17 protein-coding genes are annotated in these 23010 nt (G+C 58.6%); 9 read left to right on the forward strand and 8 right to left on the reverse strand.

All coding sequences use genetic code 11. The features are described 5' to 3' along the window. Window positions 1–36: 36 nt before the first annotated feature. The 6 genes from AC07NV_RS04035 to AC07NV_RS04060 all read left to right on the forward strand — a co-directional run bounded on the left by AC07NV_RS04035 (window position 37) and on the right by AC07NV_RS04060 (window position 3039). Complete coding sequence (locus AC07NV_RS04035) at window positions 37–591, forward strand: hypothetical protein (protein WP_495165052.1); 555 nt, start codon at window positions 37–39, stop codon at window positions 589–591. Between the two features lie 39 nt (window positions 592–630). Further along, on the forward strand, window positions 631–984 hold the full coding sequence (locus AC07NV_RS04040) for a hypothetical protein (protein ID WP_495165053.1): 354 nt from the start codon (window positions 631–633) through the stop codon (window positions 982–984). A 17-nt stretch (window positions 985–1001) separates the two neighbouring features. Further along, the gene (locus AC07NV_RS04045; protein WP_495165054.1) at window positions 1002–1289 is read left to right on the forward strand and encodes a hypothetical protein; all 288 of its coding nucleotides are present in this window, start codon (window positions 1002–1004) and stop codon (window positions 1287–1289) included. A gap of 246 nt (window positions 1290–1535) precedes the next feature. Next, window positions 1536–2027 carry a hypothetical protein gene (locus tag AC07NV_RS04050; RefSeq protein WP_495165055.1) on the forward strand — a complete coding sequence of 164 codons (492 nt, stop codon included), beginning with the start codon at window positions 1536–1538 and terminating at the stop codon, window positions 2025–2027. After that, window positions 2024–2527, forward strand: coding sequence for a sigma-70 family RNA polymerase sigma factor (locus tag AC07NV_RS04055; protein WP_495165056.1), 504 nt, complete (start codon window positions 2024–2026; stop codon window positions 2525–2527). Before AC07NV_RS04050 ends, AC07NV_RS04055 begins: the two co-directional genes overlap by 4 nt. 77 nt (window positions 2528–2604) lie before the next feature. Beyond that, complete coding sequence (locus AC07NV_RS04060; RefSeq protein ID WP_495165057.1) at window positions 2605–3039, forward strand: Ros/MucR family transcriptional regulator; 435 nt, start codon at window positions 2605–2607, stop codon at window positions 3037–3039. 118 nt (window positions 3040–3157) lie between these two features. Here the strand turns inward: AC07NV_RS04060 and AC07NV_RS04065 are convergent, their stop codons facing one another. Continuing rightward, window positions 3158–3811: a hypothetical protein gene (locus AC07NV_RS04065; protein ID WP_495165058.1), complete on the reverse strand. Its 654-nt coding sequence runs from the start codon at window positions 3809–3811 to the stop codon at window positions 3158–3160. Between the two features lie 144 nt (window positions 3812–3955). Between AC07NV_RS04065 and AC07NV_RS04070 the strand changes: the two genes are divergently transcribed. Further along, entirely contained in the window at window positions 3956–4495 is a 540-nt protein-coding gene (locus tag AC07NV_RS04070; protein ID WP_495165059.1) for a hypothetical protein, read from the forward strand. A 42-nt stretch (window positions 4496–4537) separates the two neighbouring features. On the opposite strand, the gene AC07NV_RS04075 is transcribed toward AC07NV_RS04070, so the two are convergent. Beyond that, the gene (locus AC07NV_RS04075) at window positions 4538–4810 is read right to left on the reverse strand and encodes a conjugal transfer protein TraD (RefSeq protein WP_495165060.1); all 273 of its coding nucleotides are present in this window, start codon (window positions 4808–4810) and stop codon (window positions 4538–4540) included. Further along, window positions 4794–5099, reverse strand: a complete 306-nt coding sequence (locus tag AC07NV_RS04080; RefSeq protein ID WP_495165061.1) for a conjugal transfer protein TraD — start codon at window positions 5097–5099, stop codon at window positions 4794–4796. Before AC07NV_RS04080 ends, AC07NV_RS04075 begins: the two co-directional genes overlap by 17 nt. A 172-nt stretch (window positions 5100–5271) precedes the next feature. On the opposite strand from AC07NV_RS04080, the gene traA reads away from it, so the two are divergent. Next, window positions 5272–8187: a Ti-type conjugative transfer relaxase TraA gene (gene traA / locus AC07NV_RS04085; protein ID WP_495165062.1), complete on the forward strand. Its 2916-nt coding sequence runs from the start codon at window positions 5272–5274 to the stop codon at window positions 8185–8187. Between the two features lie 10 nt (window positions 8188–8197). Further along, the gene (locus AC07NV_RS04090) at window positions 8198–8917 is read left to right on the forward strand and encodes a DUF6118 family protein (protein WP_495165063.1); all 720 of its coding nucleotides are present in this window, start codon (window positions 8198–8200) and stop codon (window positions 8915–8917) included. A gap of 67 nt (window positions 8918–8984) precedes the next feature. Here AC07NV_RS04090 and AC07NV_RS04095 read toward each other — a convergent pair whose 3' ends face one another. From AC07NV_RS04095 to AC07NV_RS04115, 5 genes are all read right to left on the reverse strand, one after another. Further along, complete coding sequence (locus AC07NV_RS04095; RefSeq protein ID WP_495165064.1) at window positions 8985–16334, reverse strand: beta strand repeat-containing protein; 7350 nt, start codon at window positions 16332–16334, stop codon at window positions 8985–8987. Window positions 16335–16466: 132 nt separating this feature from the next. Continuing rightward, complete coding sequence (locus AC07NV_RS04100; RefSeq protein ID WP_495165065.1) at window positions 16467–16742, reverse strand: hypothetical protein; 276 nt, start codon at window positions 16740–16742, stop codon at window positions 16467–16469. Window positions 16743–17109: 367 nt separating this feature from the next. After that, window positions 17110–18579, reverse strand: coding sequence for an HlyD family type I secretion periplasmic adaptor subunit (locus tag AC07NV_RS04105; RefSeq protein WP_495165066.1), 1470 nt, complete (start codon window positions 18577–18579; stop codon window positions 17110–17112). Further along, window positions 18576–20759 carry a type I secretion system permease/ATPase gene (locus tag AC07NV_RS04110; RefSeq protein WP_495165067.1) on the reverse strand — a complete coding sequence of 728 codons (2184 nt, stop codon included), beginning with the start codon at window positions 20757–20759 and terminating at the stop codon, window positions 18576–18578. The genes AC07NV_RS04105 and AC07NV_RS04110 overlap by 4 nt, the downstream gene beginning before the upstream one ends. A 498-nt stretch (window positions 20760–21257) precedes the next feature. Continuing rightward, on the reverse strand, window positions 21258–23010 hold a 1753-nt coding region (locus AC07NV_RS04115; RefSeq protein WP_495165068.1), incomplete at its 5' end, for a calcium-binding protein.

Consider the following 23010-nt stretch of genomic DNA (forward strand, 5'->3'; position numbering starts at 1 on the left):
GGCGCAAACAATCGACGCACGATAAAGCGAGGGTTGATGGAAACCGAAACCCTGATCAATGTCGTTGGATCAGTCGTGCTAATCGCATTGCTCGGATTCTATTTTTTTGTTCTCGTTCCGCTACACCGTAAATCGGAACGGTTCAGGCGATGGGTCGGATACGGCCTTTTTCTTTGGATCGGTTCAATCGTTGCGATAGCGATATTGCTGATCGCTTGGGAGTCGCTGCACGGACGGCATTCCCGACCGCCGCAAAGCGTCATATGGGCGACTTTATCGGCAGGGCCGATCATCCTAATTCTTTGGCGAACCGGGATTGCGGCGAACATTTGGAGACGTCTCCCGACGCGATTGACGAACGGACTAGCCGCGGCAGGCCGATCCACAGCCCGCGCGACCAATGCGACTTTTGATGTATTCGCCGTAATGAGCTCCGCAGCAATCATGGTCATTCTCTGGGTCGTGGGCATCGCTGCGCTTGCCGCCTTAGGGTATCTCATATTTTCGGGTGCATCGAAGCTACCAGTCAGCATAGCGATCCTGATTGGCGCCCTGATCATCGCGGGCGCAATTTCGTCGCGAAATCGATAAGGATCAGCAATGCGCTGTTTATCCATCCTACTACCATTGGTGACCGCTGTCCCGATACACGCGGCGACCAACGAACAAGCCGGGTTCATTTGCACCGCTGCGGACGGTTCGACCATGCGGCTCAACATTGACCTGAAAAAGCGCCGGTTCGATGACGGAGGCGGATGGAAGGCGTTGCATCAGATCACCGAAACGCAGATCATGATACGCGGCCCAAATCCCGACATGATCAGTACGCCGCTAGGGCCAGTGTTCGCATCGCTTGCGCTTGATCGGGCAACGCGGATCCTTACAGACCAAACAATAGTCCCTGATCGCAACATCAATCGAACCGTGCAGTATCAATGCTCCAAAGGTGCTCCCGTCGATTTTGAAGCCGGACGAAAGTTCTGAACGAGTTAGGAATCCCAATGGCCGAAATCATTCATCTTCCGAAAGGCAGCCGTCCGCCTAAACAGCCGAACACCGCCGTTATTCGCGTCATTTCGCGCGGTGGAGAATCATTCACGCGAGATGAGGCGCAAAACTGGTTCGAATGGAAAATGCACCCGTCTAACATTCAGTCGATAATCGATAAACTGGCGGGTCCTGAAGGCATTCAAACTGTCTATGTCATCGGTTTCGACGACAAGGCCAAAGATCAGGCAAGAAACTTTGACAAGTTGCGGGAATACGTTTCCCGATCACTCAGCAAATAGTCCGCCCATTCCGAACGGCCGACTTTTGAGAGTGTTCGGAGCACAGCTTGTCGAGACTCTCAGATTCTGGCATAATCGACCTATGGGATGGAGTGACTGGCGGCCATCCCGAGGATCATCCTGCCAGCATCATGCAGGTCCGGCCCTGAGGTCGGGCAGTTGCTGTAGACCGCACTAGCGGCGCACAGCGAACACCGCTTGCACATTCGCGCATGACCGCGCGGACCGCCGCTGTGCGAGCTGCAAATGGCTAACCCAACGAACGACGTTTACGCGCGCGAAGTCGTGATGGCGCGCGTCGGTCATCTCATCCGGCGTAAGCAGGGCGAGATCGAACGGATCACCCGCATCTTACGCGGATGTTTCGATCCCAATCAGGTGCAAGCGCCTGAACCGGGCCAGATCAAACGCATCATCCTTATCGGTCCCTATGCGCGGCGATCTTGGTACGAAGACCGACGAACGATCGACTTTTCCGATTACGAGTTCTGGATCGTCGTCAATCATCCGCTGTTCACCGACGAACGCTGCTGGCAGCGCGCCCGCGACGTCATTCGCAGCGAACTCGGCAACCGCTGTGCGGTCGATCTCGAAATCTACGCCAACTCCGACATCCGCATCGCCAAGGCCGAACGCGACACCTTCATCCTCGACCGGATCGAGGCTGGCATCACGCTCTATCGCGCTTCGCGCGATGCGCCGCTCCATAAGCGTGAACACCGGGATGCGCGGTCATGACCGCGCCGCTGTCCGCCGCGTCCTTCGACGCCTTCTACCGCGCCGAGCATGACCGGCTGTTTCATTATTTCCGGAGACGGGCCAGCCGCGAAGCCGCGCCCGACCTCGTGCAAGAAGCCTTTACCCGAATGCTCCGCTGCGGTGCATTTGAACGGGTCGAAAACCCACAAGCCTATCTGAAGCGGACGGCCCATAATCTGCTCATCGAACAGGCGCGGACGTGGCATCGAAAACAACGCATGCTCTACCCGCTCGATGAAGCACGCGATGCCGCACTGCTTCCTGAGCAAGAACGGGAATTGGAAGCAGCGCCGCTCCGCCGAGCGTTGCGGAGGGCGCTGCTCAAGATGCCGCAACGGACCCGGCGCATTTTCTTGATGAGTCGGCTGCGACACCAGACCTATCGAGAGATCGCCGAAGAACTTGGTATCAGCCCCAAGACCGTCGAACATCATATTGCGCGAGGCTTAACGTGTTGCCGCAAAGCCGCGCACGCCTGATATGCTTGATGCGGCAATGACATGGGTGCATGGCGCGGATCGATAGAAAGCTATCGATCCGGCACCGGAGATACGACATGGAAGATCAAGAAACGCTCGTCACGCTGACGGCAGACATCGTGGCCGCGCATGTGAGCAACAACAACGTCGCGATATCGGACATTCCACTCGTCATCCGATCGGTTCACTACGCACTCTCTGGCCTTGGTACAAAGGCTGAACCCGCGCCCGAAGCGCAGCAACCCGCCGTGTCAGTCCGCTCGTCGGTGAAGCCCGATTACATCGTCTGCCTGGAAGACGGCAAGAAGCTCAAAATGCTGCGCCGTCACCTGATGACACACTACGGCATGACGCCCGACGACTATCGCGCCAAGTGGAACCTGCCGAAGGACTATCCGATGACCTCTCCAAACTACGCCGAGAAGCGCCGCGCGCTCGCAGTAGAAATCGGCCTTGGCACCAAGGGGCGTGGCGGCGGGCGCAAGAAGGCGACTACGCGCGGAACGAAATAGCTACCGCGTCGGTGCCGTCGTTGCGCTCTTTCCGTCCGTCGCGGGAAGCGGGCTGGCGGCTCTAATGTCGACTGCGGCGCCCGGATTGCGCCGTTCTTGGCTCTCTTCGTCCCTGCGCTCAAAATTCTCGGGGCTCGTATGTGTCATCCGGATAGGGCAAACGCGAGTTGATGGATTTCAGCATTTGTCGGTAATCTCTCACCGCAGCATGGAAATCGGCTCCGGTACCGATGTCTAGATCCTTGAAGACATGGATCGTATTGCGCTTCGCCTGAATCCGCTTGGCCAGGTCCAGTTCGTCTTTTGGAAGCAAGTCGGCCTGTTCGAAATAGCTAATCAGCACCTGCATGTAGAGCCCGTCGGGATCGAGCAAGAGCTGCTTCTGATTATGATATGCCTGTGTCTTCTTCGTGTTCACCTCGTCTGCCTTGTAATCGAGCAGATATACACTCAGGAAAAGCTTGAGCGTCCCTTCAACGAGGCTGCCCAAATTCGCCCACGCCAGGATCAGATCGCCGTCGCTGATCTTGTTGGGTGGAATTTCCACCCAACGCCTGAGCGTCTCCGCCATTGAGGCCAATCGATCGAGGCGAGATTTGGCCAGCATCTCCGCAGCCTCGTCCGGTGCCCAACCTTGGCAATTGGACCAGAATTTTGCCATGCGGGTGAGTAGCGTCGCGATACGCGTAACGATCTCGCCAATCGGACGATTATTGTCGGCGTCAATCACCGCCATCTGTTGCGCTTTGATCGCTTCGACCAGCTTGTTCATCTAAATATATCCCGTCGATCTCACGTCTGCGCTTCGGGCACTCCGGTTGGGATTGTGGCTGCCAATGGCGCCTTGTCACCCGGCACCATCCAAGACGTCGTTGCGCGCGATCCACAATGCTCCTCTTCTAGTTCTTCTCATTGAATGCGCGACGACAAGCAATTGGTAACATGTGCTCCTCAAGAAGGTGGGCTCAAGAACAGGGAGTTTCATGTGCCCAATTTTGCGTCACCGTTCCATTTCAAGCCCGCGCGCATCAAAACCGCTCCGATCGGCGCGCTACTGCTGCCATTGCACCCAATCAAGGAAGCCCATCTCATCGCAGCCGTGAATGGCAACGACGCGATCATCCAGCTGGATGGCGCTTACGCATTCATGGGTGATCCGCGTGAAGGCAATTATGACGGAGAAGTCGGTCTTGCCGTTGATGATTTCGAAATCGAGACGGATCTGAGTTCAGCCTATAATCCGCAAAGCAACACCGCCAAAGTCGGCGACCTTCACATTTGCTCCACTTCGAAGCAGGCCAAGATTGCGATGCTGGCTTCGGACGGCAAGACGATGCATTTGGCTGCTTTCATCGTTTCGAATATCGGCAATGCGGACTGGGTCGGATATAGTACCTGGCGCTTCATAAAATATGACGCGGCAGGAGAGCGGATAGTGCTCTTTGATAAACCGTAGTTTGCTGCCGACTTCACGGCACGCCGCGATCGGCGCCGTCAGTCAAGATCGGCCGGATGTTTCCGCTTCGAATGTCCGCTTTCCGCGCCGCCGCCAGAGCGCGGACGCATGTTCGCCTTCGCCACTTCGCAACTTGTCCGCCACCCATAGAAACGCGCCATAGAGCATCGTGCGATCATCGTCGGCGAGATCGACGAGGTCTGCCTTCACAACGAGCCCGCCGAGTTCAATGAGCTGGCGCGTGCGTTCACGCCGCTTCACTTGCCAGTCGCGCGTGCCGGTTCGCGCCTGCACCGCCTCAAGCCGACGCCGCATGGCTATCAGGCGACGCGTCATTCGCTGCGCCGCGAGCAGGTCCCGGTGCAACTTTGCGCGCGCTGCGCTGAAAGAAGCTCGCGCCTGCCTTGCGCCAGCCCTCCTTCGCGTCCGCGTCCTTCGTCGCGACAGCCCCGAGTAGTGCGCCGGTCAGCAAGTCTGTGTCGAGTGCGTCGGCACCCGTCGCAATGACGAGTTCGCCGAGCTGGCGAACCCGGCGTTCCTTGAGGGTCTTCGCCTTGGCTTCGAGCGCCTTCAATTCCGAATCGATATCGCGGGGTTTGCGCATGTCGCATCTCCATGATGGGGTGATGCCCCCATCCTAGCGATGCGCTTGCCCATGCGCAGCAAGGCCGTCGGGACACGGTGACACCGCCTAGTCCCTCCACGGATTTATTCGTGTGAGGGCGCGCTTATACGTCGTGCCGACGTGGCTTTTGAGGTGTAGATGGATTGCCGCAATGGCAATCTTCCATCTCTCGGTCAAAGTCATCAGCCGCGCTGCCGGGCGCAGCGCCGTCGCGGCGGCTGCCTATCGGTCGGCCGATCGGCTGCACGACGAGCGGCTCGACCGCGCGCACGACTTCACGAACAAGTCGGGCGTCGTGCACAGCGAAGTGTTGCTGCCCGAGAATGCGCCTGATGAATGGCGGGATCGCGAACGCCTGTGGAATGACGTCGAGGTGTTCGAGAAACGGAAAGACGCGCAGCTCGCGCGCGAGGTCGAGTTCGCTATCCCGCGCGAGATGAACCAGGCGCAAGGCATCGAGCTTGCCCGTGACTTTGTGCAAGCGGATTTCATTGAGCACGGCATGGTTGCCGATCTCAATGTCCATTGGGACATCGGCACCGACGGCCTCGCCAAGCCGCACGCGCATGTCATGCTCACGATGCGCGAAATCATCGTCGGCGACGATGGCGAAGCGGGCTTTGGCGCGAAGGTCCGCGAGTGGAATCGCACCGAACTTGTCGAGCAATGGCGCGAACGCTGGGCCGATCATGTCAATGAACGGCTCGCCGAACTCGATATCGATGCGCGGATTGATCATCGCAGCCTCAAAACGCAGGGCATCGACCTTGAGCCGCAGGATAAGATCGGTCCCGCGGCATCGCGCATGGAGGGGCTCGGATTAGAGGCCGAGCGTATCGAGCAGCACCGCGAGATCGCGCTGCGCAACGGCGAGCGGATCATCGCCAATCCGCGCTTGGCATTGGACGCAATCACGCACGGTCAAGCGACTTTTACCAACCGCGATCTTGCCATGTTCGCGCATCGGCACAGCGACGGGCGCGATCAATATGATGCTGTGATAAGCGCGGTGCGGTCATCGCCCGACCTGATCGTGCTCGGGAAGGACGGACGCGGCGAGGATCGGTTCACATCGCGCGACATGATCGAGACCGAACAGCGACTCCAACTCGCGGCGGATCGGCTCGCCGGGCAGTCGGGTCATGGTCTCCCGGCCGCGTCTTTGCAGCGAGCCACTGACGCAGCCGGGAGTGTTGGCCTAGTGCTCGGTCGTGAGCAGCAGGCCGCACTCAAATATATAACAAGCGGGCAGGATCTCGCAATCGTCATCGGCTATGCCGGAACGGGCAAGAGCGCGATGCTGGGACAGGCGCGCGAGGCATGGCAGCACGCCGGGCTGGAGGTGCGCGGCGCCGCATTGTCGGGCATCGCTGCCGAAGGTCTGGAGAATGGTTCGGGCATAGCCTCGCGGACGATCGCCAGTCTCGAGCATGGCTGGTCGCAGGGCCGCGATCTGCTCGGCCCACGCGACGTGCTTGTCATCGACGAAGCCGGGATGGTCGGCACACGCCAGATGGAGCGCGTGCTGTCGCACGCCGTCGATGCGGGCGCCAAGGTCGTGCTGGTCGGCGATCCGCAGCAGCTGCAATCGATCGAGGCGGGCGCGGCGTTCCGATCGCTCCACGAAAGGCAGGGCGGCGTCGAAATCGGTGAGGTCCGGCGCCAGCATGAAGGCTGGCAGCGCGAGGCGACGCGCGAGCTTGCCACGGGACGTACCGGCGATGCGATCCGCGCCTATGACGAGGCGGGCATGGTGCGCGCCGCCGAGACGCGGGAAGCGGCGCGCACCGAACTCGTAGAACATTGGGATCGCGACCGGAAGTCCGATCCAGGTGCCAGCCGGATCATCCTCACCCACACCAACGACGAGGTGCGCGCGCTCAACGACGCGGTGCGTGACCGCATGCGCGCAAGCGGCGATCTGGGCGTCGACGTCAATCTCAAGGTTGAACGCGGTGACCGGGCGTTCGCATCGGGCGACCGCATCATGTTCCTGCGCAATGAGCGCAGCATCAATGTGAAGAACGGTACGCTCGGGACCATCGAGCGCGTGAGCGAACGGCATATGGCCGTGCGTACCGACGACGGGCGCCATGTGACATTCGATACAAAGGATTATCGCGACCTCGACCATGGCTATGCGGCGACGATCCATAAGGCGCAGGGCATAACCGTGGATCGCACCCATGTGCTCGCGATGCCTGGCATGGACAGTCACGGCACCTATGTCGCGATGTCGCGCCACCGCGACGGCTTGGCGCTTCACTATGGCCGCAACGATTTCGCCGATCAGGGCAAGCTTGTGCGCACGCTGTCGCGTGAGCGCGCCAAGGATATGGCGCAGGATTATGCCAAGGCAGATGCCGCGCGGTCGTTTGCCGAGCGGCGCGGAATCCGCGTTCGCGAGAAGATCGCCGAGATCGCACGCAAGGCGCCCGAGAAGGCGCGCAGCATCTTTGCGGGGTTCAAGCCGACGGTACAGCGGGCCAGCATCAAACCGCCGGGCACGTCGCGGACGAACGACATCCAGCGCGCGGTCGAGCGCTATGCGCGCGCGCAGGCCGATATCGACGGCATGCGTGCCAAACAGTTACCTGTGCTCCGGCATCAACGCGAGGCACTCGAGAAGGCCGGAACCGCACTCGATGCCTGTGGGCCGCATGGGCGGGCCGATCTGGCGGCGGCGTTCGAGCGCCAGCCCGAGCTGGTTCGTCCGGCGGCACTAGGAAATACACAGGCCGCGATCCGGGCGATGCGGCTCGAAGCGGAAATCCGGGCCGACCCCCAAAGCCGCGCCGGCCGCTTCGTCGAGGACTGGCAGCGGCTTCAGCGCCAGCGCGACGGACTGTCCCGAACCGGCGAGCATGGCGCGGCACGAAAGCTCTCCAGCGAGATGGGGGCGATGGCGAAGAGCCTCGACCGCGACGCGCAGGTCGAATCGATCCTGCGCACCCGCAAGGCGGCGCTCGGCATCGACGCGCGTTCGGTTCGATCGATCGGGCAGGAACTCGCCGAGATCGCGAACCTCGGCCGTGACCGATCGCGCGGCATCGGAATAGGCATGTAGGAGAAAACGGATGACGAATGACGTTCGGGCAGTTGAGCCAGCCGATCCCGCGACGGCGGCGTTCTCGCGCCTCGAAGGTGAAATCGCGCTGATGCGCCGCGCGGTCGAGAACCTCGCGACCGAAAAGGCTAACATCGACATTCCGGATTATAGTTCCACGCTCGGCGAGATGGCGCAGCACCTCGACACGGCGACGAAGACGCTGGCCGCGATCGTCGCAAAACCTGCCATGGAAATGACGCCGGAAACCATGGGGCAACGGATGGACCAGGCCGCACGGAAGGCGCGCCAGTCCGACCGGGAGCAGATCGGCGCGGCGGAGAATCGGTATGATCATGCGGTGCGCGAACTTGGGCGAATGGTGGCATCGGCGAAATCCGCGCATGAGCAGCGGGAGTGGCTGAAATTGGCCGGCGGCGTGGGCGTTCTGGCAGGTTGCCTGGTGTGGGCGATCGTACCCGGTCCGATCACCCGCGCGCTTCCCGAGAGCTGGCATATGCCGGAGAAGGTCGCGACGCGCGTGCTCGGTGAACCGTCGATATGGGAAGCTGGGGTACGCCTGCTACGCGTTGGGAGCCCCGAGGAGTGGCGAGCGATTTCAGACGCCGCCGAAATGCGGCATCAAAACCGTGACGTCATCGCCGCCTGCGAAAAGAACGCGGCGAAGAGAAAAAAGCCGGTGCGATGCACGATCGAGATCGAGCAAGGTTCGCCCGTGACGCATCGGTGAATTCGCAGATCAGCTTGGGCGCGCATGGGAGCCGATCATCGACCATCGGCTCCCGTGCAGTTGGCCTTCACGCAAAGAAATCGAGCGGGCGCGTCTTTTCGCGTTGCAAAGCCCCTAGGCCTTCGCCAGCGGATCGCGCTCCAAACACGCTCATCTCCTGCACCATCATGGCAAGTTGGCGATCGATACCGGACGCTGCGGAAGGAGCGTAGGTCGTAGAGTCGATGAATTGATCGAGCTCATCAATCGCGACCACCGCCGGACCAGACCATATTCTTTGATCACCGAATTGTGGCCAATGCGCAATCGGATCGCGCTCATATTGCCAATCGACCTGCAACTCGCGATTTCTCCCCCCGTGCAACTCATCTCGATCAAAAGCGTGCAGTTGCCCGCGAGACAACGGTCTTGCCTGTTGGTTGAAAGAGCTGGAGATGCCGCTTTGGGCTGCCCCCGAGAAATAGGTGAGGGCCGCGTCGATGAACTCCGCCGCCGTTCCATCCCAACGCGTAAAGCTACCTCTATTAATGGTAACAACATCACCAAATGACGCTTTGCCATCCAACTCAGTGCCCGTCAGATTAAGCGATTGCACGCCGATCCCCGCCAACGAGAAGACCTCTCCGTAATCGACAACGCCATCGCCGTTGCCGTCTCGCCAAATCCGGAAGTCATTGAAGCGGGCATCGGTCGACGACAACGATCCGTCCTCGTCGCTGTCGAATGCGCGAAGCCCTGCAAGGTCTGATGCAGCTCCTGCCACATCGTTCACGAAGCTGAACTCCCCAGCATCGCTGAGCGTGCCATCGCCATTGCGGTCGAGGAAAAGAATGCCTTCGCCGCCGCCTACCCAGCTTGTGTTGTCGGCAACACCGTCACCATCCATGTCGTAAAGCGCATTGCTGGCGGACGCGGACAATGTAGTGACACCTCCGCCGTCGAGATCGAGAATGATTGGCGCGGCGATGCCAATTTCCTGCCCGTCAGAGAAGCGAAGTTTTTCAACGGCAACGAGGCTATCTTCACCGTCGTCGCCATTGATGCCCGGCGCGTCGTCCGCGACGCTGAGGACGCCGCCCGAGACGACCATCGAATAATTCGTGCTGAGACCCGACAAAAGAGCGGTGTCAGTCCCCGCACCACCATCCAGATAATCATCTCCGGTGCCGCCAATCAGCGTATCATTCCCGGTCCATGCGTAGAGCATGTCATCGCCGGCTCCACCTTCGATCGTATCGATCCCCGTTCCTCCGATAATGATATCGTTATTGGCGGTTTTCGCTTGCGCGATCCGATAAGCGTCGAGTGCCGACCATGTCACGGTCGTTTCCACAATAGACCCACCAGCGCCCAAACTCTGGAAAACGAAATTCTCGACGCGGTTATAATAGCGGCTTTGGTAGCTCACATCCTGTTCGTCGATCAAAATGGTATCCATAGTGCCGGCTATGCTGATGCGGATGTCGTTCCATTCGGCATCGCTTTTGGTAACGACGAGATCCGCAAGCGTGATTCCGAGACCAAAGCGAAGTGTTTCGGTCCCGAGGTTCGTCGTCGTGTCGCTCTCATTCTCGAAAATTGTATCCTGTCCATCCCCGATATTGAACTCGTACGTATCGCTTCCGCTACCCCCGCTCAGGAAATCTATTCCTGCGCCTCCGGCCAGTGTGTCGTTCCCCGACCAGCCATAGATGGTGTCGTTGCCTTGCCCACCATCTACTGTTTCTGCGGCAGTGCCGGCGATGATCAAATCGTTTCCTGCCGTGGTGACCTGAGCCAAGCGAGCGGCATTGATGTCCGACCAGCTCAGCGTCGTCTCGACGATCGATCCATTTTCTTCGCGCTGGAAAACGAAATTCTCGATGCGGTTATAATAACGACTCTGATAGCTAACGTCTTGACCCTCGATCAGAATGGAATCGGTAGTGCCGGCAATGCTGATGCGCAGATCATTCCAGTTTGCGTCGTTCTTGCTGAAGATGAGATCCTCCAACGCGATTCCAAGACCGAAGCGGAGCGTTTCCGTCCCGAGGGAGGTTGTCGTATCGCTTTCGCCCTCGAAGATTGTATCCTGCCCATCCCCGAGATTGAAGATATACGTGTCGCTGCCACTGCCTCCGCTCAGGAAATCATTTCCAGCACCGCCGGTAAGCACATCGTTGCCGGACCAGCCGTAGACCCTGTCATCACCGCTGCCACTGTCGATGATATTAGCGGCAATGCTTCCAATTACGATATCATTTCCGACACTGATCGATTGGGCGATGCGAATGGCTTCGATATCGGTCCAACTTAACGTCGTCTGCGTGATGCCCCCGCCCGGCGCTTCGCTCTGGAAGACAAAATTCTCGATTCGATTATAGTACCGGCTCTGGTAATTATCGTCTTGATAGCGGATCAGTATCGAATCTGTGGTCCCCGCGATTCGGATTCGTAGATCATCCATAGCTGTCGTGGACTTGCTAAACAGGATATCTTCGACCTCGATGCCCAGACCGAACCGTAATGTGTCGTTACCTCCGGATGTAAACTGACTTTCGCTTTCGAAAAGCGTGTCGTGTCCGTCGCCAAGATTGAACTCATAGGTGTCGTTTCCGGCCCCGCCGCGAAGATAGTCGGCTCCAGCGCCGCCTGCCAGCAAGTCGTTGCCGGCCGCACCGGCGAGATTGTCGCTACCGGTAGTACCAATTAATGTGTCAGCGCCGCTGGTGCCATTGGAAGTAAGTCCGGCCATCCGCGTAACCCCCAAGGCATATTGGGCAGCTATATCGGTGGCGGTCCAGACAGTGCCGTCGGCGAATTCGATGCGCTCGATACCCTGGTTCGATGACCACTGGTTCGTGACCAAAATAGAACCGGCTGCTCCGACGAAACCGACGCGCATATTGGAGCTATTCACTGGGTCGGGCTCCAGCAGGACATCCGCAGCATTGATGCCGGCGGCGAATATCAGCTTGTCACCCGAACTTGTGCTGCCATCGCTTATAATGTCGTCACCGTCGCCCAGTGCATAGCGGTAGGCGTCGAGGCCATCGCCGCCGGTCAGATCATCATTCCCTGTTCCACCGGTGATGTCATCGTTGCCGGTACCTGTTGTGACGACGTCGTTGCCGCCGCCCGCCGTCACGGTGTCAGCAAAAATCGAACCATTTATGAGGTCGGAGCCAGCAGATTGCTGTTCGGACACGAAGCGCGCCATAATCTGGGTCAGATCCATGCTCGTTCCGTCCGCGAACTCGATCGTTTCAATCCCGCTGTTGCTGGGATCCTGATTGATGATTGTGACCGAACCCGCGAAGCCGATAAAGCTGATGCGCAAGCTTCTTCTGTTCTGACTCGCGGGAGAAAATACGATGTCGCCGGCAGAAATTCCCGCGCCGAAGACAAGCTTGTCCTTGACGCTGGTTTCCGTCCCGGATTCAGAGAAATCGGTCAGGATGTCGTCGCCATCGCCCAGATTATAGACGTACGTGTCGGCTCCCGCGCCACCTTCAAGATTATCGTCCCCAAGCCCGCCTTCGATTAGGTCATCACCGGCCCCGGTGATGACTGTATCATTGCCGTTCCCCGCCTGAACCGCATCGGAAAGGCTCGATCCATGGATAAGATCGCTCCCAGCCGTCTGCTGATCCGACACGTATCTCGCCATGATCTGCGCCAAATCCCAACTCGATCCGTCGATGAAATTGACGGATTCGACGCCGCTGTCACCGTTGTTCTGGTAGCGAAGAAGAATGGAGCCGGACTGATCCGTGAGTGCGACGCGGATGGTATTCCACTGGTTGGCCACATTGGAGAAGATGAGATCGCTAGCCGAGATTCCTGTCCCGAAGCTTAGCGTATCTTTGATGCTGCTCTCGTTGTCCGACGCCGTATCTTCGACGATCTCGTTTCCATCGCCTCGGTTGTATATGTAAGTGTCCGCGCCAGCTCCGCCTTGGAGATAATCGTTGCCGCGCCCCCCGCTTATGGAATCGTTTCCGGCGCCCGCCACCACCGTGTCGTTCCCATCGCCCGCAGCAATACTGTCCGCAAAATTGGAGCCGTGGATCAAATTGTCGCCTGATGTCTGCTGGTCGGATACATAGCGCGCCATCAGTTCCGCCAAGGTCCAGTGGGACTGGTCTGAAAAGACGACGGACTCGATCCCGCCGGTCGATGAGTTCTGGTTCGTGACCTTTATCGATCCATCCGCGCCCACGAATGAAATCCGGATGCTGTTCCAGTCGCCAGCATAATTAGAGAGAATGAGATCATCGGCCGTAACACCGCTTCCGAAGAAGAGCGTGTCGATCACCGACGCTTCATTGTCTCCCGAGCCTACATCATTGATGATATCGTCGCCATCGCCCAAGCTGTAATAATAATTATCCGATCCCCGGCCGCCATTCAGGGTATCATTGCCGAGACCGCCCGTAAGCGAGTCATTTCCAAGCTCCCCGGAAAGCGCGTCATCTCCATCACCGCCCAGCAGGGTATCGTTTCCGTCGCCCGAAGTGACCGTATCATTGCCTCCACCCGATGCGATCCGTTCGGATGCCCAGCTTCCAGCAATAACGTCATTGCCGGTTGTGACTAATGCGGACAGATATCGGCTCGCGATATCTCCCGCATCGAGGCCGTCCTGGCCCACGAAGTGGAATTGCTCGATCGCGTAGCTGCTCGAATTCCATTGATTGGTAAGGACTATCCCGTGCGCCGGGTCTCCAAAATGAACGAAGAGATTGTTTGTACCGGTAATTCTCGACACTTGCAGATTTTCCGAACGCAGCTCGCTCGAAAAATAGATGACGTCATCGGCTCCGCTCTCGTCGATGATCGTGTCCAAGCCATCGCCCGATGCATAGATGTACATGTCACCGCCAGAGCCACCCTTCAGCAGATCGTTGCCGACGCCACCAACAAGGCGATCGACACCATCAAGGCCGCGCAGTTCATCATCTCCAGCCAAGCCATAAAGAGCCTGATCCCGTGACGCTAATGTACCAGTGGACAGAGAAATCGAGCCATTCGAGGTAAGACTTGTCACCCGCGCATTAGGACTGGAAGCCTGTTCAAGAATATCATTTCCTGAGGTTCCCTCAACCTGCCCCACCGAACCGAACATCCACCGCCAACCGGTCACCCGCTGAACATAATCGGCGCTGAAACCCATGGCGTTCGCGACATCGAATATGAACTTGCCTTGGTTTTGATACCAAGCACTCCAATCCCCATAGATGGACGTTGCGCTCGTTCCGAAGGACATGGATCCTGTGGAGAGGCCACCTTCGGCGACACTAAACGCATGAACAAACGCGTCGAAATCTCCGCTGATCTCGCCGGTTGCAGGATTAAACGACAGGAGGCGGAAAGGAGCTAGAAAATCGCTCGCGGGAGGCAGCGAGCTACCTTGGGCAATCGCCGCGGTAGCGAGCGTAGCAACCGTTTCAGTATAGTCGGGGTCTTCAGGGTCCAAGCCTGCAATTGCTTGCGCGAGACCGTAAATGGGCGAGGTAAGGGGCTTATTAGCTGCCTGAATGAGAAAAAGTGTTCCCATTTGACCGACCAACTGAGGCCACATTTCCTCAATTCGGTTACGTTGATGATCATTGGTGAGTTCAAGCGGCACGCCCGTGATCGCTTCGAACACCTGCACGTGCCATGGATGATTTGGATCTGCTGGTACTGAAGTGTCGACACCTGCCCAGCGATAAAGAATTTCGATAAAGCGTCCCGAGGTTACCTCCGACACCCGCGCTGGGCCAATCACCACACCGCCGCCGCCAGACCCGGCACTGCTGACAAGGCTGAATGGAGCCGTGACGGGCAAGCCCGCAAAGTCGGCAAAACTGTCGAAATCGAAATCGCTGGCCGAAAGGCTTTCGACCATCGCCTTCAGGACGGGGTCGAAATACATTGCAGTCCAGAGATCTGGCATCGAAGAGGCAGCGGGAATGTTCGGCAGCGGATAATATTCATCGATATCCGCGTTCTCTGGAATGACCGGTCGATTGACGCTCTCATCCATACCGAACCAGACGCTTGCCATGTCGCGCGTCACATTGTCGACGCGCGTATAGGTGCCCTTGCGCGCAACGATATTGCCGCCAATAGTAGAGTTCAGTTGCGAATAGGCCAGATTGAAACGCGCAATACCCGCTTGGGCAAGCGTGAACATCTCGTCGCTTGTCGACGCACCATCCTGATTGAGGTCCCGCCACACCTTGAGGTTGTTGAATTCGGTATCGAGCGATGTGATTTTTCCATCACCATTGGAATCTAACAGTTCGAGTTCGTCATAACCGTCCACATTTGCACTGCCGAACAGTTCGTTGACATCGTCGGCGATACCATTTCCGTTGCTGTCATGGACGAGGAGCCCGTCTTGGGCGCTCACCCAGCCAACACGCTCCTGTAGTCCGTCTCCATCAAGATCGAACCTTACATTGCTTGAAGCGAGTGACGTTAGCTCGATGCCGTCTCCATCTAAATCTAACACCAAAGGGTCGCCCAGCAACTCGCGGGCAAAATCGGAAGCTCCGCTTATGAGCTCCGAGATATGAGCGCCCGCCTCGCCGAGTGCGCCAAATAACCAACGGCCTATTCTATCCCCGCCGATCGCACCGACGATGCCGCCGACTACGGCACCAACTATCGCGCCGGGCAAACCAAACCTACCGCCCCACAGCGCTCCGCCCGCGGCCCCTCCAATCACAGCCAGAAACGCTCCACCGAACGACCGCCCGAGCAGCCCGCCGGCTATTTCATCGGCGCCAACGAGGTCGCCGCGCGCGAGCGCACGCGCGAATTCTTGTTGTGTTTCGTATGAGTCCCAAAGGACCGCAGCGGTGCCAACGGCTTCGCCAGCAAGTCTCCAACGGTTATTTTTTACAAAATCCGAAAGGCCGTCCCAAACGCTTTTAGACTGTGGCACCGTGCGAAATATTTCGCCGGAACGGCTTCCTTCCAGACCAGGTTTCCCGAAAATGGAATTGTCATGCAGGCCGGTAGCTCGGGACGCCCGGACAAAGTCTGCGCCTTTGCCAAAGTCAGCATCCGTTCCCGATGTCGTAGCACGGCCGCCATAAGTATCGGCATTGGGAAGGTGATTAGATGGCTGATAACCCGCATCCTCAAACATGGGTTTGCGGGCAAAGTCCTCGCTAGCAACAAATTTTTGAGCAGAAGTCGGTGCATCGTAGCCGTTGGTCTTCGCCGTATGCTCGAAAAGCGAGCGCTCCCCTCCGTCGCTCATCGCTTTATAATAATCGAACTTGTCTGCCGGTAGTTCGTGAATTTCAATTTGGCCCGGACCGCTGTGGTTTTGTACCCATTCAATGAGCGCAGCATTGTCGTTACCAGCTCTGCGGCCGAGTTCATCCAATATGAGATTATTAATGATGACGCGTTCGTTGCCGGAGATTAAATCGTCCAAAAACCGGGTGGCATTCGGAGGTATGGGATCCCCAGGCTGCCAACTTGGCCCCAATCCAGCCCGCAGTCGATCGAACAGTGCTGAAGAATCAACGTACCATACATCCGACATCTTATTCGCCCCTTGAGATACTTATTTGGTACCGATAATCTGCTCCCAAAGGAGCTTTCGAAAATCACCAAACGCGAATATAAGTCCAGTGCTAGATAGGACTTCGCAATTATCGCTCAGATATTTTTGAACTTTCTGGCTAATCTCGTCCAGATCAGCTCGCTCTTCAAATGCGCCGCCCTGCGTTTCCAATGATATCCACTCTTTCAATAAATCGGGGTTTTTACTGATAAAGTCGACGAAGAGCGGCCGAATCTGATCGAGACTATAGCTTTTGGGGTGCTCTATCTTAATCATAAACTGCCTCCGGACCGCGAAAGAGAGAATCTATACGTCTTCATCAAGATACTGCAAAGCCTGATACAGACAGCTCCCATCCGCGCCGCCCGCTCGGGCCACTGCCATCTTCATCGAGCGGCTCCCTCTTCCTATGCAACAGAAAGCGAGGAATTCCGCCGTTAGGTTCTTTGCCGGACCCCAGAATCTCCTCCCGTTTTGAGGCTACAGTCCCGGATTTTTATAAATAAAACAATGAATAATAGACCCGGAATGGCGCTTTTGGCGTTTCTGTCCAATGACGAGGCAGAATCGCATTCTCTTCGGGAAAATCCGGAATTGCCGCCCCAAGCACACTCGAAACGGATATTCTAACAACCGCTTTCGATCAGCGCTCCCGTCCCGCCTCATCGAGCGTCTGCGTGATCGGTGACAATAGATATTGGATGATCCGCCGGTTTCCGGTTTTGATCTCGGCTTGCACGGCGAGCCCCGGCCCGATCGGCTGATCGCGTCCGGCAACGAGGATACTGCGCCTAAGTAGGCGGATGCGCGTCGTATAGATGAGCCCCGGTTGCACGACGCGGCCGTTGCGGTCGCGCTCCTCCATCGCGTTGGGCTCACTCGTGTCGACCGCATCCCGGCTGATGCTTTCCACTACACCTGGCACAATGCCATAGTCGGTGAACGGATACGCCTCTAGCTTCACGCGCACCGGTTGACCTTCGCGGATGAAGCCAATGTCCCTGTTGAGAATACGCGCCTCAACCACCGGCGCGACATTGTCGGGTACGACGATCATGAGCGTCTGTGCGGGCTGCACGACGCCGCCGACCGTCGCGATCGCAAGCTGTTGTACCGTTCCCGACACCGGCGCACGGAGCTGCATGTAAGCGCGCCGGCGCTGCGACTTGGTGACTTCCTCGCGTGCGAGCCCTGACTGCTGCTGACTTTCGGCAAGTTCGGTCGCCGCCGCCTTGCCGAAACTTCCCCGCAGCCGCGCAAGCTGCGCGTCGATATTGGCGATCGTCGCACGGGCACGTGTCGCATTCGCCTTCTGCACTTCGATATTCTGGACATGCTCTATCTTGAGCTGCTCATATTCGAGCAAGCGGATCTTCGAGAAATAACCCTTGTCCGAAAGCTCGCGACGCGCTGCGAGCTGCTGCTCGACGATCGGCAGCGTATGTTCTAGCTTCGCGATCTCGGCTGCGACGCTCGCGAGTTCGGCGGCATTTTCCGCGCGCTGCTGAATCAGGCTTGCACGTTCGCCTTCATATTCAGCGATGGCCGAACGGACATATTGTGACTGGGTCGTGGCGACTTCGGACGACGTCCCTGCGGGCGCGGAGAAACGCGATGAACGGCCGCCGAGATGGTCAAGCAACGCCGTATTGCGCGCGGCATCGACCTCGGCCCCCAGCAACCCCTTGCTCGCCTGTTCGGCCTCTGCGCCGACGAGCGTCGGGTCAAGTTCGACAAGGAGCTGCCCCACCTCGACATGTTGTCCATTCTTCACATGGATGGCGCGGACATAACCGATCTCGATCGGCTGGATCTGTTTGACATTGCCCGCTGGCACGACCTTGCCGCTTGCTGTCGCGACAACATCGACACGCCCGACGATCGACCAGATGAGCGCGACAACCAGGAGTCCGCACAGCGACAGCATCAGCCAGCGCAGGCCCGGGCTGGGCGGTTTCTCCATGATCTCGAGCGCGGCGGGCAGGAACTCATGGTCGCTGCGCGGCTTGGCGTGCTTATCCGCTTCGGTTTGACGCCTCCAGCTTTCGCGCAGGATGGAGAGGTGCTTGGCTGCGCTCGGAAAGCGTAGCAACAAGCGTTCGCGCCAGCTCACAGAACGCTGCCCATTTGTTTGCCATATAGCTGCGAATACCGCCCCCTGGCGCGTAGCAGTTCGGCATGCGTCCCCATCTCGGTCACCTCGCCCGCCTCGACGGTGATGATCCGGTGGCACTGCCGCACAGCGGACAGGCGATGCGCAATGATGATGACCGTCCTCCCTGTGGCGATCTTCGCGAGATTATGCTGGATGATCTCTTCGCTCTCAGCATCGAGGGCTGAGGTCGCTTCATCGAGGATCAGGATCCGCGGATCGTTGATCAGCGCGCGGGCGATCGCCATGCGCTGACGCTGCCCGCCCGACAGATTACCACCGCGCTCGTCGATGACGGTGTCATAGCCGTGGTTGAGTTCGAGGATGAACTCGTGCGCACCCGCAAGCTTTGCCGCTTCGATCACCGCGTCCATCGGCCGTGTCGGGTCGCCGAACGCGATATTTTCACGCACGGTCCGGTTGAAGAGGATGTTCTCCTGTAGCACCACGCCGACCTGTCGCCGGAGCCAGGGTGGATCGATGAGCGCGAGATCGACGCCATCGACGAGCACACGGCCCTGTTCGGGCACATAGAGGCGCTGGACAAGCTTGGTGAGGGTCGACTTGCCCGAACCCGACGGGCCAACGATCCCAAGCATTTCGCCCGCCGGGATATCGAGACTGACTCCGCGCAGCGCCTCGGGCGCGTCGGCGCGATAACGAAAGCGCACCTTGTCGAAACATATGGAGCCGTTGATCGGCGGCAAGCTGGCGCGGTTCGGATTATATTCGGGTTCGGCGGGCGAATTGAGCACGTCGCCCAGCCGATCGACTGAAATGCGCACCTGCTGAAAATCCTGCCACAGCTGCGACAAGCGCAGGATCGGCGCGGCAACGCGCCCCGACAGCATGTTGAACGCGACGAGCGAGCCCACCGTCAAATCCCCCGCAATCACCGCCTTCGCCCCGAAATAGAGGATCGCGACGGTGGTCAGCTTCGACACGAGCTGGATCAGGTGGCTGCCCCAGTTGGCCAGTTTCGCGACATCGAAGCCGATGTTGGTATAGCCCGCGAACATCTTCTCCCAGCGGTCGCGCATTTGCGGCTCGACCGCCATCGCCTTCAGTGTGCCGATGCCGGTCACGCTCTCGACAAGGAAAGACTGGTTCTCGGCGCCGCGTTGGAATTTCTCCTCAAGCTTCGTGCGCAGCCCCGGCGAGATCAACACCGAGATCAAGATGTAGCAGGGGATCGACAGCAGCACGATCAGCGTGAGGAGCGGCGAGTAGAGATACATGACCGCGAAGAAGACGATGGTAAAAAACAGGTCGATTACGACGGTGACCGCATTCGACGTCAGAAACTCGCGGATGCTCTCGAGTTCGCGCACGCGCGCAATGCTGTCGCCAACGCGCCGTGCCTCGAAATAGGAAAGCGGTAGGTTGAGGAGATGCCGGAACATGCGCGCCGACAGCTCGCTATCGACGCGATTGGTCGTGTGCGCAAAGAGCCAGTTGCGCAGACCCGACATCAAGGTCTCGAAAATGAGCACTGCGGCAAGGCCAAACGCCAATACGTCGAGCGTCGTCATCGACTGATGCACCAGCACCTTGTCGATCACGAGCTGGAAGAATATGGGCGAGACGAGGCCCATCAGCTGAAGAAAGAAGGAGGCGATGAGGACGTCGCGCAGCGGACCGCGGTAGCGTACGAGCGCTGGAATGAACCACGCGATGTCGAAGGGCCGCGTATCGCCAACCATCTTCTCGCGGCTTGTCATCAGAAGCACACGCCCTGACAGGCGCTCGGCCGCTTGGGCATCGCTCCAGATTTCAGGACGCTCCGCGTCGCCGCGCTGGATAAGATAGCGCGGGTTCAGGTTGGCATCTTCGACTTTCAGCAAGATTACGGCATCGCCATCCGTGGTTTCCGCCAAGGCGGGCAGCGGCAGCTTCGCGAAGTCCGGCACCGATACCTGCCGGACACGGGCGGTCAGGCCGATCCGTTTGGCGATGCGCGCGAGGTCTTCCAGTCGGAAGGGTTCGTCACCCCTCCCGCGATCATGGACGATCTGCTTCGCGTCAGCAGCTACACCGAGGAACTTGGCCAGCAGGATGAAACATGTCAGCGATCGGTCGTTCGGGCCGGAAGCTTCTTCATTACTGCCATCGGATAAGGATGGATCGACGGCGTCGGGCATTTGGCGGGGAGATCTCCCAAGGTCATAGTCTTAGTAATTGCCCGACTATTAGTTTGCGCGGCCAAGCGCGCAACTGCCAAATCGATTGAAATTACAATCAAATCGGCTGCGATGGGTTGGCAAGGAAGCCTCTCCCTTCAGATTTCGATGCTCCGCCGGCCGTCTCGATTGTCTGGCATGTTAGGCAAAAGCATCGGCCCATGTGCGTAGGGCGACAGCGTTTTGGCCTTTAGACACCGCTCTTGATCGCGGCAAGGTGACAGCGAGTGGGAGAACTTCTACAACTTCCATCGACCACACGGCGCTTCAATGGGAAAACCCCCTAGGAAACCCTCCGCGAACGCCTATAATCGCGAACAGCCAATGTCCCGCTAGATCGTCGACCTTACAGCCCATTGATGACGACCGACACTGCACCGACTGGATGCCGATAAATTAGCGAAGGCTCGCTCTGTAATTGGTGACCCACCATGCGAACGTGAGTTCGAGTTCGGCAAACTACGCAAAGAAATCCACAGGCTTGGGCGCCTCATAATATTGACCCGACAATGCTCCGCTTCCGGTCCCGGCTCCAAACACGCTCATGGCCTGGACCATGCCAGCCACAACTTGATCCATGTTCGATTTATATGGGAGTTCCGCAGTGTTCCAAATCGCGCCATCGATGGATTTCGGCTGCTCGCTAGTCATTATCTGGTCTGACACAAAGTCCGCGCCAATGGCATCTGCGAGGCTGAGCGAATTACTGCTAGCTGCTTTGTTCTGGCCCGCATCGGCAATGGCTTGGAACGTCGAGCGTGTCATGACGCTGCCATCGACAAAGCGGATCTGGTCGACCTGCTCGTAGCCCCCGGCTTCCAGCGTGAACGAGCCGGGTTGGTCCACCACACTGATCTGCAGAGCACCACCTGCGCCCATGCGCGTGATGACGAGATCAGCTGCTGTGATCCCGGCACCGAACTCCAACGTGTTGAAACCGTCCCACCAGCCACCGCCGCGTAAGATGTCGTCGCCGTCGCCGAGATTCCAGACATAGGTATCGTCGCCATCGCTCTCCAGGATGATGTCATTGCCGGCCCCGCCGATGACCAGGTCATTGCCGTAATTGGGGTTGATGACGTCAGCGCCCGCACCTGCGGTGATCACATCGCCGAGTTGGCCGCCCAATATATCGTCATTGCCTGACGTACTCTGGCTTGCCACCGCAGCCGCCTGCAACGCTGCACGCGTCATGATGCTGCCGTCGGCAAAGCGTATCTGGTCGATCTGCTGATCGCCGGGACGATTGAGTCCGGCTTCCAGCGTGAACGAGCCGGGCTGGCCCGCCACGCTGATTTTCAGGTCGGTGCCAGTACCTATGCGCGTGATGACGAGGTCAGTCGCCGCGACCCCGGCACCGAATTCCAACGTGTTGAAACCGTCCCACCAGCCACCGCCGCGTAAGATGTCGTCGCCATCGCCGAGGTTCCAGACATAGGTATCGTCGCCATCGCTTTCCCAAATAGTGTCGTTGCCAGCCCCCCCGATGACACGGTCGTTGCCGTAGTTGGGGTTGATGGTATCATCACCCGCACCTGCGGTGATCACGTCGCCGAGTTGACTGCCCAATATATCGTCATTGCCCGACGTGCTCTGGCTTGCCATCGCAGCGGCCTGAAGCGCGGCACGCGTCATGATGCTGCCGTCGGCAAAGCGGATCTGATCGATCTGCTGATCACCGGCGCGGTCGAGTCCGGCCTCTAGCGTGAACGAGCCGGGCTGGCCCGCTACACTGATTTTCAGGTCGGTGCCGGTGCCCACGCGCGTGATAACGAGGTCGGTCGCCGTGATGCCGGGGCCGAACTCCAGCGTATTGAAGCCGTCCCACCAGCCACCGCCGCGCAGGATGTCGTCGCCATCGCCGAGGTTCCAGACATAGGTATCGTCGCCGTCGCTCTCCAGGATGATGTCGTTGCCTGCTCCGCCAATAACACGATCGTTGCCGTAGTTGGGGTTGATGGTATCGTCACCCGCACCTGCGGTGATCACGTCGCCGAGTTGACTGCCCAATATATCGTCATTGCCCGACGTGCTCTGGCTTGCCATCGCAGCGGCCTGAAGCGCGGCACGCGTCATGATGCTGCCGTCGGCAAAGCGGATCTGATCGATCTGCTGATCACCGGCGCGGTCGAGCCCGGCCTCTAGCGTGAACGAGCCGGGCTGGCCCGCTACACTGATTTTCAGGTCGGTGCCGGTGCCCACGCGCGTGATA

The organism is Sphingopyxis sp. GW821-FHT10B01 (assembly GCF_059415685.1).

Bases quoted from the DNA above. Each gene is read 5' to 3' on its own strand.
- AC07NV_RS04100 (WP_495165065.1), bottom strand. From the start codon at position 16,742: ATGATTAAGATAGAGCACCCCAAAAGCTATAGTCTCGATCAGATTCGG.
- AC07NV_RS04075 (WP_495165060.1), bottom strand. From the start codon at position 4,810: ATGCGGCGTCGGCTTGAGGCGGTGCAGGCGCGAACCGGCACGCGCGAC.
- AC07NV_RS04050 (WP_495165055.1), top strand. From the start codon at position 1,536: ATGGCTAACCCAACGAACGACGTTTACGCGCGCGAAGTCGTGATGGCG.
- AC07NV_RS04080 (WP_495165061.1), bottom strand. From the start codon at position 5,099: ATGCGCAAACCCCGCGATATCGATTCGGAATTGAAGGCGCTCGAAGCC.
- traA (WP_495165062.1), top strand. From the start codon at position 5,272: ATGGCAATCTTCCATCTCTCGGTCAAAGTCATCAGCCGCGCTGCCGGG.
- AC07NV_RS04065 (WP_495165058.1), bottom strand. From the start codon at position 3,811: ATGAACAAGCTGGTCGAAGCGATCAAAGCGCAACAGATGGCGGTGATT.
- AC07NV_RS04055 (WP_495165056.1), top strand. From the start codon at position 2,024: ATGACCGCGCCGCTGTCCGCCGCGTCCTTCGACGCCTTCTACCGCGCC.
- AC07NV_RS04110 (WP_495165067.1), bottom strand. From the start codon at position 20,759: ATGCCCGACGCCGTCGATCCATCCTTATCCGATGGCAGTAATGAAGAA.
- AC07NV_RS04045 (WP_495165054.1), top strand. From the start codon at position 1,002: ATGGCCGAAATCATTCATCTTCCGAAAGGCAGCCGTCCGCCTAAACAG.
- AC07NV_RS04070 (WP_495165059.1), top strand. From the start codon at position 3,956: ATGCGCGACGACAAGCAATTGGTAACATGTGCTCCTCAAGAAGGTGGG.
- AC07NV_RS04060 (WP_495165057.1), top strand. From the start codon at position 2,605: ATGGAAGATCAAGAAACGCTCGTCACGCTGACGGCAGACATCGTGGCC.
- AC07NV_RS04035 (WP_495165052.1), top strand. From the start codon at position 37: ATGGAAACCGAAACCCTGATCAATGTCGTTGGATCAGTCGTGCTAATC.
- AC07NV_RS04090 (WP_495165063.1), top strand. From the start codon at position 8,198: ATGACGAATGACGTTCGGGCAGTTGAGCCAGCCGATCCCGCGACGGCG.